Below are 14,317 nucleotides of genomic sequence, written 5' to 3'. Positions count from 1 at the left end.
GAAAGCCGACCCTGTCGCCGGGGAAAAGCCGGTCCTTAGTATCGGCACCCTATTCTGGACGAACGGGGTGTATCGGTGACTGAAATACAGGTGGGTTTGCTGGCAATCGGGGCCGGACCGGCGAACCTGGCGCTCGCGGTGGCCATCGAAGAGTCCGGGAACCCGGAGCTGGCCGGGCAGACGCTGCTGCTGGAGCAGAGTCCGGACATCAAATGGCAACGTGACCTGCTGATGCCGTGGGCACGCAGCCAGGTCTCCTTCCTGAAGGATCTGGTGACCCTGCGCAATCCGCGCAGCAAGTTCTCGTTCCTCAACTTCCTGCACGAGGAGAACCGGCTCGACGAGTTCGTCAACCTCGGCACCTTCCACCCGTTCCGGTGGGAGTTCTCCGACTACCTGCAGTGGGTCGCGAAGTCGCTGGACCAGGTCCGCATCCGTTACGACGCAAAGGTTCAGAGCATCGAGCCCGCGCGTGGCGCCGACGGGTCGATCACCGGCTGGGTCGCCACGCTCACCGACGGGGACACGATCCGCTGCCGCGACCTGGTCGTCGGTGGCGGCCGCGACACGCATGTTCCCGACGTCTTCGCGGACTTGCCGTCCGACAGGCTCATCCACAGTGCCCAGTACCGGCGCAGGATCGCGCAACTGCCCGCGGACGCGCCGCTGCGCGCCGTCGTGGTCGGCGGGGCGCAGAGCGCGGCCGAGATGTTCATGGCACTGCACGACAATCTGCCCAACAGCACCCGGACCATGATCGTGCGGTCCATCGGCCCGCAGAACTACCAGACCAGCAAGTTCGTCAACGAGCTGTTCTTCCCGTCGTTCGTCGACCGCTTCTACGACAGCCCGCCCGAGATCCGCCAGCAGGTGCTGGAGGAGATGCGCCTGACCAACTACGCCGGCGCGGCCCCGCCGTTCCTCGACCACATCTACACCACGCTCTATCAGCAGCGCGGCATCGGCCAGCAGCGTTCGGAGGTACGGACTCTGACCGAGGTGGTCGGCGCCAGGGTCGAAGACGACGAGGTCGTGCTCGACCTGCGGGACCGGACCAGTGGCAAGGTCGAGCCGCTGCACTGCGACCTGGTGCTCCTCGGCACCGGCTTCGACCAGCGGATGCCCGCGATGGTGCGCGACCTCGCCGACCGCGTCGGCCTGTCCGAGATCTCGGTCAGCCGCTGCTACCGGGTCGACCTCGGCGATTCCGCCTGGGGCGCGGTGTATCTGCAGGGCATCAACGAAGCGACGCACGGTATCGCCGACTCGCTGATCAGCGTGCTGGCCCACCGGTCGCGTGACATCGTCGGCGATCTGCTCGCCCGCCGCGGCGCCGCCGAGCCGAGGACCGCCTGATGAACCGGCTGGTGGTGATCTCGCCTGCCCCGACGGCGAACGGCGACCTGCACCTCGGCCACCTCGCCGGGCCCTTCCTCGCCGCGGACGTCTGCACCCGGTACGCCCGCGCGACCGGGCGGGAAGCCTTGTACGGCACCGGTATGCACTTCACCCAGAACTACATCGTCACCGCCGCCGCACGCCTCGGCGTCGCGCCGGAAGAACTGCGGGAGCGGTCCTCGGAACAGGTCCAGCAGACCCTGGCCGCGATGGGGATCGAAGTCGACGGGTTCGGCTGCATCGGTGACCGGTTCACTAAACTGGTCATCGACTTCTACGACCGCCTGCACGGTATGGGGGCGCTGGAGCTGCGGACGGTCCGTTTCCCTTACCTGCCGAGCACCGGCGAGTACCTGATGGACGCCTACGTCACCGGTGGATGCCCGTTCTGCCTCGCCGACGGGTACGCCGGGATCTGCGAGAGCTGCGGCCTTCCGGTCGCCCCCGGCGATCTGATCGGCCCGCGTTCGACGTTGCGTCCGGACGAGCCGCTGGAATACCGGGAGGCGGACATCCTCGTCTTCCCGGTCGAGCGGTACCGCGTGGAGCTGGAGGCGTACTTCGCCCGCACCCCGATGCGGCCCGGCATGGCCCAGCTCATCGAGTCCGCGCTCGCGGGGCCGCTGCCGGACTTCCCGATCACCCAGCCGACGTCGTGGGGCATCCCGGCGCCGTTCCCCGAAGTGCCGGGGCAGGTCATCTACCCGCATATGGAGGGCATGCCGTGGAGCATGTTCACCACCGCCCTCGCCGCCGAGAAACGCGGCGCGGTACTGGCCGCCGACGACGAACTGTGGCACTCGGATTCCGGCTCGACCGTGGTGTACTTCCTCGGCCTGGACGCGACTTACCCGTTCGCGATCGTGGGCACGGCGATGCTCACCGCGCTCGGCGGTCACGTGCTGCCGTCGCGGTACGTCACCAACGAGTTCTACGAGCTGGCCAACGAGAAGTTCTCCACCAGCCGCGGGCACGTCGTGTCCGGCCGTGAACTGGCCACCGAGGTGCCGCGCGATCTCATTCGCTTCCACCTCTGCGCCACCAGCCCCGAGTACCAGCGCACCGACTTCACCCACGAGGCTCTGCTCCGGGTCAGCGAGACACGGCTGACGGGACCGTGGAACCGGGTCGCGGCGGTGGTCGACGCCTGGGTGGGCCACGGTCCGCTGCCGGTCTCCGAAGAAGCCAGGAGAACGGCGTTGCGGATGGCGGAACGGTTCGCCGACGGGTACGAGCTGCGGCGCTTCAGCGTGACGGCCGTGGCGTCGACCCTCGCCGAGCAACTCGGCAGGCTGGACCGGCTGGCCGCCACCGTGACCGCCGGGACCGCGGGCGACCTCTGCCACCAGGTGGAGGTGTTCCTGCGTTGTGCCGCGCCGATCCTGATCGATCTCGCCGCGGCCGCGCTGTCCGACACGTCGCTGCCCGGACGGGTGGACGCGGAAACGGTCACCCCGAAGCGGCTGCCCCGGCTGACCGGCTGATGGCCACGGTCGTCGTCGTGGGAGCGGGGGTGACCGGGCTGGTGACCGCGATCGGGTGCGCGCGGGCGGGCCACCGCGTCACCGTGCTCGATCGCGGTCCCGTCCCGAATCCCGCGTCGACGTCGTCCGACCAGCACCGGGTGCTGCGGGTATTGCGGCCGGACGACGTCGACGGCACCCTGCGGATGGCCGAGGCCCGCCGTCGGTGGCTGGAGCTGGAAGTGTTGCTGCGGACCAGGATCTTCCGGCCGGTCGGGGTGGTCACCGCGGGCACCCCGGACGAGCTCGGGCAGGCGCTCGACACCGCGGGGCAGGCGGGGGTGTCCGCGACCGTCGTCCCGCCGGACGCCCTGCCGCCCGTGGTGTTCCCGGCCGGGAACCGAGGGGTGCGCGATCCCGGCGCCGGGGTACTGCTGGCCGATCGGTTCCTGCGCGCGGCCGCCGAATGGCTCGCCGCGCATCCCGCGGTGGTGCTGCGGCCGGGACGCGTCGTCGTCGCCGTCGAGGACCACGGGGTGACGCTGGCCGACGGGACGGTCGTCAGCGCGGATCTCGTCCTGGTCGCGGCCGGGCCGTGGGCCACCGAGCTGACCGGGCCACCCGTCGTCCTTTATCGCCAGACGATGGTCTACCTGAGCCCGCCGCGGCACCTGGCCGATTGGTGGGCGTCGGCGCCCGGGGTCGGCCGGATCGGTGCCGACCGCCGGGCCTGGCTGCTGCCTCCCGGCGGCGGCACCCTGCTCAAGATCAGCTCGGACGCGGTGTGCCGAGTAGTCGCGTCCACTGTGGACACCGACCGGGAGCCGTGGGCCGACCGGTTGCTCGCCGAACCGATCCTCACCGACGCCGCGGACTACACCGTGGTCGCCGTACGGGACTGCCACTACGCGACCGATCCCGGCACCGGCGGCCCGGTGCTCACCCGGGTCCACCCGTCGGTGTGGTCCCGGCCGGCTTGCGGCGGGTCGGGTTTCGGCACCGCGCCACTCGTCGCCAAGGAAATCCTCGGCGCTGTCATGGAGGTCAGTGCGTGAACGACAAGGAGAGTGAGTAGTGGAGTTCGCGATTGTGGGTGCCGGCATGGCGGGCGCCTTCCTGGCGCTTTCGCTGGGCAGACAAGGACACGCGGTGACGGTGTACGACCGCAGGCCGGATCCGCGCGAGATGGCCAGCGCGGTGACGTCCATGAATCTCGGGCTGTCCCGGCGTGGCCTGGCCGCGTTGGACAGCCTGGGGTTGTCGGAGGAGGTGAAGCGGCTCGTCGTGCCGATGCACGGGCGGATGCTGCACAACCTCGACGGCGGACTGCGGTTCTCGGCCTACGGCGAGGGCGGCATCCTGGCCATCCAGCGCCAGGACCTGAGCGCGCTGCTGGTGGACGCGGCCTGCCGGGTCCCGGGTGTGCGGTTCGTGTTCGACACGCGGTGCACGGGGGTCGACCGGGACCTGCCATCGGTGTCCTTTGTGGACCCGGACGGGCGGAGCCTCGTGGTGAAGCCGGACGTCGTGGTGGGCGCGGACGGCGCGTTCTCGGCCGTCCGCCGGTCCATGCACCACGATCAACGCGCGGAGTTCTCGCAGCACTACCTCGAATGGGGCTGGCGCGAACTCCACATCCCGGCGGCCGCCGACGGCACCCACCGCATGGCCGACGACGTCTTCCATCTCTGGCCCCGCGGCGACATCATGATGTTCGCCCACCCCAACCGCGACGGTTCCTTCACCTGTTCCTGCGTCCTCCCGTTCCACGGCACCCACGGCTTCGACTCGCTGCGGACGCCGTCGGACGTGGAATCCTTGTTCCGCGAGTATTTCCCCGACGTCCTGTCGCTGGTCCCCGACCTCGGCGAGACGTTCCTGCGGCAACCCACCTTCAACCTCGTCACCGTCAGCACCGCCCCGTGGGTCCACGAGGGCAAGGTGGTGCTGATCGGCGACGCCTGCCACGCCGTCTACCCGTTCTTGGCGCAGGGGATGAATTCGGCCTTCGAGGACGCGCTGGAGCTGACGGCCAGCCTCGCCCACCACACCGGTGACACGACGGCGGCCCTGGCTCGCTACTACACCCGCCGCAAGCCGAACACCGACGCCTTGGCCGCCATGTCCCACCGCAACTTCGCCGAGCTACGCGACACCGTGCGCTCCCCGGCGGTCCGTCTCGAGCGGGCCTGCGACACCCTCCTGGAGAAGGTGCTCCGGCACCGCTGGATGCCGCTCCACGCCATGGTCACCAACACGACCATCCCGTACGCCCAGGCCCAGCACCGTGCCACCCGCCAGCACCGCATCCTCAAGTACGCGGGCGCCTCCGCCGTCGCCGCGCTCACGGCCGCCGCGTTCCGCCGCTTCCGCCGCTGACCCAACGGCGAGTTGCGCCTCCAAGCCGCGCGATGTGAAGTACGTGAAGGCCCCCTTCCTTGCGCTAGACGCAAGGAAGGGGGCCTTCACGTACTTCGCGTTACTCTGGGCGGACCTCGATCCGGATCAGGCCGGCGGCCTTTTCGGCGCGTTGCAGGGCTTCGGCCGGAGAGTCCGCCTCCGCCATGACGAGGCCCGAGCGGTCCCAAGAGCTGCGTAGCCCGGTGGACCGGTGGCCGGGACCGACCTGGAGGTCGACGAGGAACACGCCTTCCACCTGACGGGCCTGCTCGACGCCCAGCACGGCGTCGATCACGCCGGGCTCCATGGGAACGAACCGCACGGCCGCGCCGCCGGTGGCGCGACGGGGCAGCTCGGGCAGGGTTTCGCCGCGCATCATGGCGAAGTACGAACGCAGCAGCTTGATCGGATAGGCGTGGTCGATGATTTCCAGGATGCCGTCCCCGGCGATCCGGCCCGCGCATTCGACGAGGAACGGCACACCGTCGGCGACGATCCATTCGCAGTGCAGGATGCCGTCGACGAACCCGACGGCCGCGACGACCTGACGGGTCAGTTCCGCCAGGGTCTCGGTGAGGTCGTCGGGTATGTCGGCGGGCACGATATGCGCCAGCTCCACCGGCCGCGGGCCCGGATAGAGCTGCTTGCCGGTGACGTTGGCGAACAACTGCCGTCCGCCGCGGACGAGCATCTCGACGCTGTACTCGGGTCCGGGCACGTACCGCTCGGCCAGCATGCGCAGTTCCATCGGCCGGTCGGGGACGAAGACGCCCTCGTCCTGCTCGACACAGTTCGCCCAGGCCTGCTCGACCTCCGCCGGGTCCTGGATGATCTGGGTGCCAACGGCGGCCTGCCGGTTCGTCGGCTTGAGCACCACCGGGCCGGGCCGCGCACGCATGAACGCCAGCACGTCCGCCGGGCAGGTCACCGTGGCGCTCTCCGGATTCGGCACCCCGGCGGCCGCGCTGACCTGCCGCAGCAAAGCCTTGTCCCGCAAGGTCAGCGCGGCGCCGAGGCTCGCGCCCGGCACGCCGTAACGTTCGGCGAGCCGGGCGGCGAACGGGGTGGCGTACTCGATGAGCGGGACCACCGCGACCGGGTTCAGGTCGCGGTGGGTGGCGTAGAACGCGTCGGCCGTGCCGGGTTTGGCGTGCTCCCACTCGATCAGTTCACGGACGAGGGGAGACCCGGCCAGTTTCGCGCGTATGTCCCGTTTGCGGACGACGTCCGGCTCTTCGACAAGGACGACCGAGCCGTCGGGTTCGGCGCCGATCAGTGCCCGCAGCACCGGCGTCACGAACCCGACGACCAGGATGGGCCGCTCACTCATCGGACTCGGTCTTGGGCTTGTCCACGATGCCGAGCATGAACCGCATGGAAGGCCTGGCGCCGACCAGATGCGCGCCGACCGTCTGGGTGACGCGGTCCCGCGCGGTCGGGTGCATGGCCATGGTCATCGAGTCCCGCAGCCACCGGTTCATCGGGTCGCCCGACCGGATCGCCGCGGTGCCGAGCAGATCGGCGAGCCGCTGCACGACCCGCTTGGACATCTGGAACGCCTGCCAGCCGGTCAGCGCCGGGGCGACCCGCTCGTCGGGGGTGAGATCGTCCAGCGTGCCGATCCCGTCGGCGGTGACCTCCCACTGCCGCTCCAGCGCCCGGTACACCCCGGCGCGTGTCGTGCTGTAGTCGGCCTCGCATTCGGCCAACGTGATCTGGATGTGTTCGTTGTCCTTCCAGGCGAGCCCGCTCATCCGCCACGGGGAGCCCTTCAGCATGTCGACCCGCTCGATGGTGAGACCGCGGACGTAGTCCAGCGCGGCCCTCGCCACGCCGAGCGGGACGCCGCACATGCTGCGCTGGATCACGTCCGGCTGCACCAGCGGTCCGTTGGGGACCTTCGGGTTGTCGAACGTCAGGGAGTGGTTCTCCGGGACGAAGACGTCCGTGATCGTGTAGTCGCTGCTGCCGGAACCGCACAGGCCGAGGGTGTACCAGTTGTCGACGGATTCGATCTGGTCACCCGGCACCATGAACAGGCGCGACTCGTGCGGATTGCTGCCGTCCGGGCTGGCGTAGGGCTCGCCGTTTTCGAACACCATGGCGCCGGAGGCGACCCAGTCGGCGTGGGTCGAGCCGCTGCCGAACCCCCACCGGCCGGTGAGCCGGTAGCCGCCGGGGACCCGGTCCGCGCGCCCGGTCACCGGCAGCACCCCCGCGGAATGCATGTCGAGGCTGGTGAACATCCGGCGCGCCTCGTCCTGGTCGATGAAGTTGGCGTGCAGGCCGATGTCCGAGCCGAGTTTGGCGCACCAGCCGACGGACGCGTCGCCGTGGGAAAGCGCCTCGATCACCTCGGTCTGCTCCATCGAGGTCATGTGGGGGCCGCCCCAGTCCCGGCTGAAACCGATCCGGAAGACGCCGGCGTCGCGCAGCGACTGGACCACGTCCGCGGGCAGGCTCCGGTTCTTTTCGATCTCCGCGGCCCGCTCACGCAGGATCGGCGCGAGTGCCTTGGCGTTCGCGAGGATCTGCGCGCCGGTCAGCGGCACATCGGTGCGGACGGGCTCGGTCATGGTCATGCGGAAACTCCCTCGTGTTCGTCGACGTCGAGCAGCCCGGCGGGCATCTCGAAGGCGGTACCGGGTGCTGGTGGGTCCACCGGATCGGCGTCGATCCGCACCAGGGCGGCGGCCGTGTCCAGTCGCTGCGCGCAGGTTTCCGGGTCGCCTGCCTCGCACACCACGAACGAGTGCCTGGCCAGGTAGCCGCCTGGAGGCAAGCGCAAGGTGCTGCCCGGATCGATCATCGGCGACGCGAGTACCAGGCCGGGTGCTTCGCCCGGGACCGTGACCTCGTGGACAAGGCAGTCGTGGTCCGGATAGCCGAACCGGATGCCGGCGACCGCGTGCCGGGTCAGGGTGACGGCCGGGCGCTGCCCGGTCGTGACGGCGAACAGGATCTCGCCGGGGTCGATACCGGTGGCGGTCCGGCCGAGGAACGGGATCAGGTCGCCGCCGAGGCGGCCGTTGACCTCGATGATCAGCGGGCCGCGGTCGGTCAGCCGGACCTCGGTGTGGGTGATGCCGTCCGCCACGCCGAGCGCGCGGTGCGCCCGGGTCAGGACGTCCATCAGTTCGGTGTCGTGCAGCAGCGGATCGTCGGCGTCGACGACGTGCCCGACCTCCTCGAAATACGGCTGGTCGCCGGTTTGCTTGCGGGCCACGAACATCGGCAGGTACTCGCCCTTGTGCACGGCGGCGTCGATGCTGATCTCCGGACCGGAGACGTAGCCCTCCACGATCGCGCCCCCGCCGTAGCGGCTCTGGTCGACGGTGGCCGCGCCCATGGCGACGCCGAACGCGGCGTCCACTTCGGACTCGTCGGCGGCGTACACCACGCCGATGCTCGCGCCCATGGCCCTCGGCTTGAGCACCACCGGGTACCCGATCCGGGCAGCCGCGGCGCGGGCCTCGTCCAGGGAGGTGGTCAGGGCGTAACCCGGTTGTGGCAGCCCTTCGGCGGTCAGCACGGTCCGGGTGCGGTTCTTGTCGCGGCAGCCGCGGACGCCGTCCACGCTCAACCCGGGGACCCCGAGTTCGGCGGCGAGTTCACCCGCGGCGAGCACGACCGGTTCGTCCCAGCACATCAGGCCGGCGATCCGGTGCCGTCCGGCGACTTCGCGGGCGGCGGCGAGCATCTCGTCCGCGTCGAACACGTCGGTGTGGACGATCTCGTCGAAGTAGGCGTGCTGCCAGGTGGGTTTGAGATTGTTCAGCAGCACGAGGCCGAGTCCGGCCGCGCGGGCGCACCGGTGGATGGACGAGACGAGGTATTCGCGATACAGCTTCAACCCGCTGCCGATGACCAGCAGCACACCGTTGGCTTCGTTCATGGTCGCTCTCCCACGACTTCCGGTTCGGGCTCGGCCACCGGCTCCGGCACGGGCGGCTGCCCGAGGCCGTAGATGTGCATCGATCCGGCGATGAAGGACAACAGCGCGCAGAAGCCCCAGAACACCGGCCCGCCGAAAGTGCTCCAGAGGAACAGTCCGAGGATCGGACCGATCGTCGCGGCCAGACCGGACAACGTCTCCTTCGTCGCGATGTAGCGGCTTCTCAGCTCCACCGGGAAAGTGGCCGGATGGGCGGCCGTGCTCGGTCCGTGGATCATCAGCCCGGACACCGCCAGCAACGCGCCCGCCACCACGAAGAACGGATGCTCCGCGATCAGTCCATAAAGGACGAACCCGACCCCGCTGACCAGATTGCCGAACAGGCCGGCGAGATACTTCGGGATCCGCACGATGTACGTGGTGATCTTCAGTTCGCAGGTGATCAGCACGACCGAGGAGATCACCAGCACCGTGCTGTACAACCCGACCGGGTAGCCGGCGGAGACGATGTTCAACGGCAGCACCGCGATCGACCCGGCGTAGACGATCATGCCGAACACGCCTGCCGCCAGATAGCACAGGAAGCGGGTGTCGCGGACCATTTTCCCGTACACCGCGCGGGCGCTCATGGCGGGCGCGGGCGTGCCATCGGACTCGGCACTGTGCGGGGTCGCGACCCGTTTCGGCAGCAACACGAACGCCAGCAACGCCCACAGTCCCGCGGTCGCGCCGTCCAGCCAGAACAACAGGTCCCAGTTCATCTGGATGAGTACGGCGGCGAGCAGCGGAGCCACGGCGGCGCCGATGTTCAGCGCGATGCGCATCATCGAGAAACCCATGACCTTGTGCTCTTCCGGCATGAGCTCGGCGAGCAGCACCGCCGCCGCCGGCCGGTACGCCTGGATCGACAGCCCCGAAAGCGCGATCACCACGAGCAGTACCGGGGGCGTGCCCCAGACCAGCGGGATGGACGCGATGAGCGGCGCCGCGCACGTCATCACCGTCACGATCGTGGCCCTGCCGCCGAACCGGTGGGTCAGTTCGCCGCCGAGCATGGCGCCGAAGATCGCCCCCACGCTGTACGCGGCGAGGCAGACCCCGGCGAAGCCGACCGAGGTGCCCCGGAAGGTCAGATAGAGGATCAGGAACGTCTGGACGAACGCGCCGAGCTGGTTGACGAGCATGCCGCCGAGCAGGTATCTGACCGGGGCCGGGGTCTCCCGCAGCACGGCGAAGACGCCGGTCCGCTTGACGCCGGTCATCCGACCACGTCCCTCATCGACGCCCGCGGCCACGCCTCGGCCGGTACGGTGTGCTCCAGGGAAGGACCGTCTTTTTCCGCGCGGTCACTCGGGCCGTTCGGCTCGGTGCCGATCGCCTGTTCGCCGGTTTCTTGCTCGGTCACACATCCACCTCCATTTTCGGATACCCGCGGTGGTTCACGAAACGCACCGGCGCGGGCCCAGTCCATGGTGTGAAAGCGAGCGTCGCCGACATGGCCGACCGGTGGCCCAAAGGCTAGGTTCGGCGCTTTCCCGGTAGGTAGGGGAACTATTCCCGTCGGCTCGGGAATCTCTTGAAACCTGACGAGATACTTCGATCAGCCGGGGAGTGCTGCCCGGTCCCTGCGCTAGGCGCGGGTGCCCTGCGTGACGCGGATCTGGTGTGCCGCTGCCTGATCGAGGGCCGCCAGGGCCTGGAGAGCGGTCGGCGATTACGAGCGGCAGATGTTCGAGTACGGCGCCGAGGCCGTGCGGCACAGCCTCGGCGCGCTCCCTTCGTTCATGCCGTCGACGGGGTCGTGAGTGGCCGGTGCTCATGTCGCGAAAGCCACTTTCGGGACATCAGACGTCGCGAAAGTGGCTTTCGCGACATACCGCCTTCGTCTTACCCCTCACGACCCTGCCGACAGCGGAGGTCAAGCGGTGACGAGTGACAGGCCGTAGGTCTGCAAGATCTCGTTCACCGGCTCGGTCGCGGCCTGCGCCGCGGTGAGTCCCAGGTCTCGCTGCATGGCGGCGATCAGTCCGGGGGAAGCCTGTGCGACAGGGGCGAGGGCGGCGGAAGCGAGGCTCGCGGTCAGGACGGCGCCGCCGCCGAGTGCCAGGGCGATTCTTCGACGCATGGTTACTCCTCCAAGGCCGGGGGAAAGAAACACACTGCCCGCCGAGTGTGCGGCCAAGGTCCCGGGTAAGCGAGAAATGTCCGGTCTTCTGTCCGAAACTCCCGAGAGTGAACGGCTCCGTCCCTCCAGGGCACTGCTTTTGCGTGTCCGAACGGGCATCACGCGTGATCAACCCCGGAACTCGCGTGATCAGGCGAAGAGTTCGACCGGGGAATCGTCGCCGAATGACAAAAAGAATCGGGGGCCTGCCGCCTGAATCGATCCGAGAACGGTGGCGTGTTGTTGGCCGGTTCACGACGTCGTAATGTTCACGGAGAACCGAATTCCCGGCTTTCGCCGTTCCTTTTCCCTGATTTCCCCGGAGGATTCCATGACGCGCGTTTCGCCTTTGAGACCCCTTGCCAGGCTCGCCGCCGCACTCGTTTTCGCCGGAACCGTCGTGACTTTGCCCGCGGCCGCCGGTGTCGCCTCCGCCAGTGCCGTTCCCCTTGCCGGGCCGGTGACCAAGAACCTGACTTTCACCTGCGAAATGCCGCTCATCGGAGCGCAGCAGGTCGCCGCGACGGTGACCGCGACCTTTCCGGAAGCGGTGAGCGCCGGTTCCCCGATCGACGTCACCGGCTTCTCCGTGAACGTCTCCCTCGACGGCGACACCGTCACCGCACTGAATCTGATCGGCGCCGCGACGATCGAGGGCACCGCGTCGGCGAACGTCGACGTCGACTACAACGGCACCGAACTCGGCGTCACGCTCAACGGCCTCGGTTTCCCTGCCACCGCCGTACCGCAGGACGGCCCGCTGGCGATCGTCATCACCGGCCCGATCCCCGGTCTCACCGTGAAGAAGCCCGGCTCGGTCGCCTTCGCCGTCGGCGGCGGCTTCACCGGGAAGGTCACGCCGAAGCGCGCGGACGGAACGCCGACGGATCTCGGCACGTTCGACCTGCCGTGCGGGATGAATCCCGGCCAGGACGCCGCGCTCGCGACCGTGACGGTGAACTGACCCAAGTCCGGCTCGGTTCCGTGAAGGACTCCCTTAGGGGCCCAGAGTCTCTCAAGGAGTCCTTCACGGACCTGCGGCTCCCAGGGCGGTAGGCGCCCGCTCGGCGGTTCCAGTAGGTTGCCGGACATGACCGCGTCGCCGGTGGATGTTCCGGAGCAGGTGCTGCGCACCTCGATCGTCGAGCGGTTGTTCGCTCGCCAAACCGACCCGCGGCCGCTGTTCACGCATCAGGATCACGGTGCCGGCGTCGACAACACGGTCACCTGGGCGGAGTTCGTCTCCCGGACGCGGCAGGTCGCGGGGGCACTGGGCCCGATCACGCGGCCGGGTGATCGCGTCGCCGTGCTCACCGGACAGGACCTCAACTACCCTCTCGCGTTCTTCGGCGCACTCGCCGCCGGTCTGGTGGCCGTGCCGTTGATGGCGCCCGGCAGCCCTTCCCAGCGAGGCAGGCTCGCCGGTGTGCTGGCGGACTGCGGTGCACGCGTCTGGCTGACGTCCTCGGCCGCCGCCGCGAAAACGCGCGAGGCCGGGACACCCGACCAGCTGGTCCTGGTCGACGAACTTGCCGGGCCGGGCGTCGATCCGCTCCCGGTCACACCGGAGAGTCCCGCTTATCTGCAATACACCTCCGGGTCGACGCGGGAACCCGCCGGTGCCGTGATCCCGCACCGGGCGGTCGCCGCGGCCTGCTGGCAGGCGAGCCAGGCCTACGCGGTCGACGAGGGGACGACCTGTGCGGGCTGGATCCCGTTCTTCCACGACATGGGCCTGATCCAGCTCCTGTGCCTGCCGGTCTTCGCGGGCGCGCGGTCGGTGTTCATGTCACCCGCCGAGTTCGTGCACCGGCCCGCGAGGTGGCTGCGTCAGCTGGCGGATCACCCCGCCGTGTTCACCGCCGCGCCGAACTTCGCGTTCGACCTGGCCGCCGACGCCGCGGGGGAGGCCGGAGACGACCTTGACCTCTCCGACGTCCGTATCGCGCTCAACGGAGCCGAACCGGTACAGCCGCGCACGGTCGCGCGGTTCCAGGCGGTCTTCGGCCCGCACGGATTCCGGCCGGAGGCCCACCGCCCGTCCTACGGCCTTGCCGAGGCCACCGTGTACGTGGCGAGCGCGGGCGAGGAAGGACCGCGCGGCGCGGTGTTCGACCGGGAAGCCCTCGCGCAGGGCCGGGCGGTCGAGGTGCCGGACGGCCAGGGACTCGTGTCGGTCGGCCGTCCCCTCGGCCAGCGGGTGCGGATCGTCCGTGCCGGGGTGGCACAGCCCGACGGCCTGGTCGGGGAGATCTGGATCCACGGCCCGAACGTCGCGGCGGGCTACTGGGGCCGTGGCGACGCCACCGCCTTCGGAGGCGAACTCGACGGTGCCGGCGGCTGGCTGCGCACCGGTGACCTCGGCGTGTTCCACCGCGGTGACCTCTACATCACCGGCAGGCTCAAGGACCTCATCGTCATCGACGGCCGCAACTTCCACCCGCAGGACATCGAAGCGGTGGCGGGTGAAGCGCATCCGGCGATCCGCCGCGACCGCGTCGCCGCTTTCGGTGTGACGGACGACGAGGGAGAAGGGGCGATGTTAGTGGCCGAATGGACAAAGAACGCCGAAGCCGATGTCAAAGAAGTCACCAGGATGGTATTACGCGCGGTGTCACGCGAACATGATCTGACGTTGCGATCTGTCCATCTGGTTCCCTCCGGTGACCTTCCGCGCACTTCCAGTGGCAAGGTCGCGCGGACGGCCGCGAAGGCGCGTTATAGTCGGCGCCGTGGGTGATCACCGCGCGGAGGTCGTGAAGGTCGTCAGCGAGACTTTTCGGCTTGATCCCGCCGAAATCGAGTTCGACGCACCGCTCGAAGAGCTGGGTATCGACTCCAAGGGACGGATAAAACTCCTGTCCGCGCTGGAGATCTACCACGACGTGAGAATTGACCTTGACCGGCTGGACCGGTTCACCGACATCGGGTCGGTGGCCGACGTGCTCGGCGAGGCACTCGGCGGTAAGGCCGAAGGATCCGACGAAAGGCGCTGAA

At 69.2% G+C, this 14,317-nt stretch carries 13 protein-coding genes; 7 read left to right on the top strand and 6 right to left on the bottom strand.

Translation table 11 applies throughout. From position 1 onward, the window contains the following. Positions 1-75: 75 nt before the first annotated feature. Genes BS329_RS08510 through BS329_RS08495 form a run of 4 tightly spaced genes read left to right on the top strand, consistent with a single transcriptional unit; the run spans position 76 to position 5,240 of the window. The gene (locus BS329_RS08510) at positions 76-1,356 is read left to right on the top strand and encodes a SidA/IucD/PvdA family monooxygenase (RefSeq protein WP_076157645.1); all 1,281 of its coding nucleotides are present in this window, start codon (positions 76-78) and stop codon (positions 1,354-1,356) included. Then, complete coding sequence (locus BS329_RS08505) at positions 1,356-2,882, top strand: class I tRNA ligase family protein (RefSeq protein WP_076157642.1); 1,527 nt, start codon at positions 1,356-1,358, stop codon at positions 2,880-2,882. The genes BS329_RS08510 and BS329_RS08505 overlap by 1 nt, the downstream gene beginning before the upstream one ends. Then, entirely contained in the window at positions 2,882-3,916 is a 1,035-nt protein-coding gene (locus BS329_RS08500) for an NAD(P)/FAD-dependent oxidoreductase (RefSeq protein ID WP_076157639.1), read from the top strand. Before BS329_RS08505 ends, BS329_RS08500 begins: the two co-directional genes overlap by 1 nt. A gap of 19 nt (positions 3,917-3,935) precedes the next feature. Beyond that, positions 3,936-5,240: an FAD-dependent oxidoreductase gene (locus BS329_RS08495; RefSeq protein ID WP_076157637.1), complete on the top strand. Its 1,305-nt coding sequence runs from the start codon at positions 3,936-3,938 to the stop codon at positions 5,238-5,240. 100 nt (positions 5,241-5,340) lie between these two features. On the opposite strand, the gene BS329_RS08490 is transcribed toward BS329_RS08495, so the two are convergent. From BS329_RS08490 to BS329_RS08470, 6 genes are all read right to left on the bottom strand, one after another. Beyond that, positions 5,341-6,591: an ATP-grasp domain-containing protein gene (locus BS329_RS08490; RefSeq protein ID WP_076157634.1), complete on the bottom strand. Its 1,251-nt coding sequence runs from the start codon at positions 6,589-6,591 to the stop codon at positions 5,341-5,343. Beyond that, positions 6,584-7,843 carry an acyl-CoA dehydrogenase family protein gene (locus BS329_RS08485; RefSeq protein ID WP_076157632.1) on the bottom strand — a complete coding sequence of 420 codons (1,260 nt, stop codon included), beginning with the start codon at positions 7,841-7,843 and terminating at the stop codon, positions 6,584-6,586. The genes BS329_RS08490 and BS329_RS08485 overlap by 8 nt, the downstream gene beginning before the upstream one ends. Beyond that, a complete protein-coding gene (locus BS329_RS08480) occupies positions 7,840-9,156 on the bottom strand; it encodes an ATP-grasp domain-containing protein (protein ID WP_076157629.1) in 1,317 nt (438 codons plus the stop codon). Before BS329_RS08480 ends, BS329_RS08485 begins: the two co-directional genes overlap by 4 nt. Next, a complete protein-coding gene (locus BS329_RS08475) occupies positions 9,153-10,418 on the bottom strand; it encodes an MFS transporter (protein ID WP_076157626.1) in 1,266 nt (421 codons plus the stop codon). Before BS329_RS08475 ends, BS329_RS08480 begins: the two co-directional genes overlap by 4 nt. Continuing rightward, a complete protein-coding gene (locus tag BS329_RS43290; RefSeq protein ID WP_158075757.1) occupies positions 10,415-10,561 on the bottom strand; it encodes a hypothetical protein in 147 nt (48 codons plus the stop codon). The genes BS329_RS08475 and BS329_RS43290 overlap by 4 nt, the downstream gene beginning before the upstream one ends. Positions 10,562-11,074: 513 nt before the next feature. Further along, positions 11,075-11,281, bottom strand: a complete 207-nt coding sequence (locus BS329_RS08470; RefSeq protein ID WP_076157623.1) for a hypothetical protein — start codon at positions 11,279-11,281, stop codon at positions 11,075-11,077. A 370-nt stretch (positions 11,282-11,651) separates the two neighbouring features. Between BS329_RS08470 and BS329_RS08465 the strand changes: the two genes are divergently transcribed. The 3 genes from BS329_RS08465 to BS329_RS08455 all read left to right on the top strand — a co-directional run bounded on the left by BS329_RS08465 (position 11,652) and on the right by BS329_RS08455 (position 14,316). Further along, positions 11,652-12,284: a DUF6801 domain-containing protein gene (locus tag BS329_RS08465; RefSeq protein ID WP_076157621.1), complete on the top strand. Its 633-nt coding sequence runs from the start codon at positions 11,652-11,654 to the stop codon at positions 12,282-12,284. A gap of 126 nt (positions 12,285-12,410) precedes the next feature. After that, positions 12,411-14,060 (top strand): fatty acyl-AMP ligase, encoded by a 1,650-nt coding sequence (locus BS329_RS08460; protein WP_076157618.1) that lies wholly within the window; start codon positions 12,411-12,413, stop codon positions 14,058-14,060. After that, positions 14,053-14,316 (top strand): acyl carrier protein, encoded by a 264-nt coding sequence (locus BS329_RS08455; protein WP_076157616.1) that lies wholly within the window; start codon positions 14,053-14,055, stop codon positions 14,314-14,316. The genes BS329_RS08460 and BS329_RS08455 overlap by 8 nt, the downstream gene beginning before the upstream one ends. The last annotated feature ends 1 nt before the right edge of the window (position 14,317 follow it).

The sequence above is a fragment of the Amycolatopsis coloradensis genome (assembly GCF_001953865.1).
GTDB classification, from domain to species: Bacteria; Actinomycetota; Actinomycetes; order Mycobacteriales; family Pseudonocardiaceae; genus Amycolatopsis; species Amycolatopsis coloradensis.
Note: the sequence above shows the minus strand (reverse complement) of the source record. Positions and strands in the feature narration are given on the sequence as shown.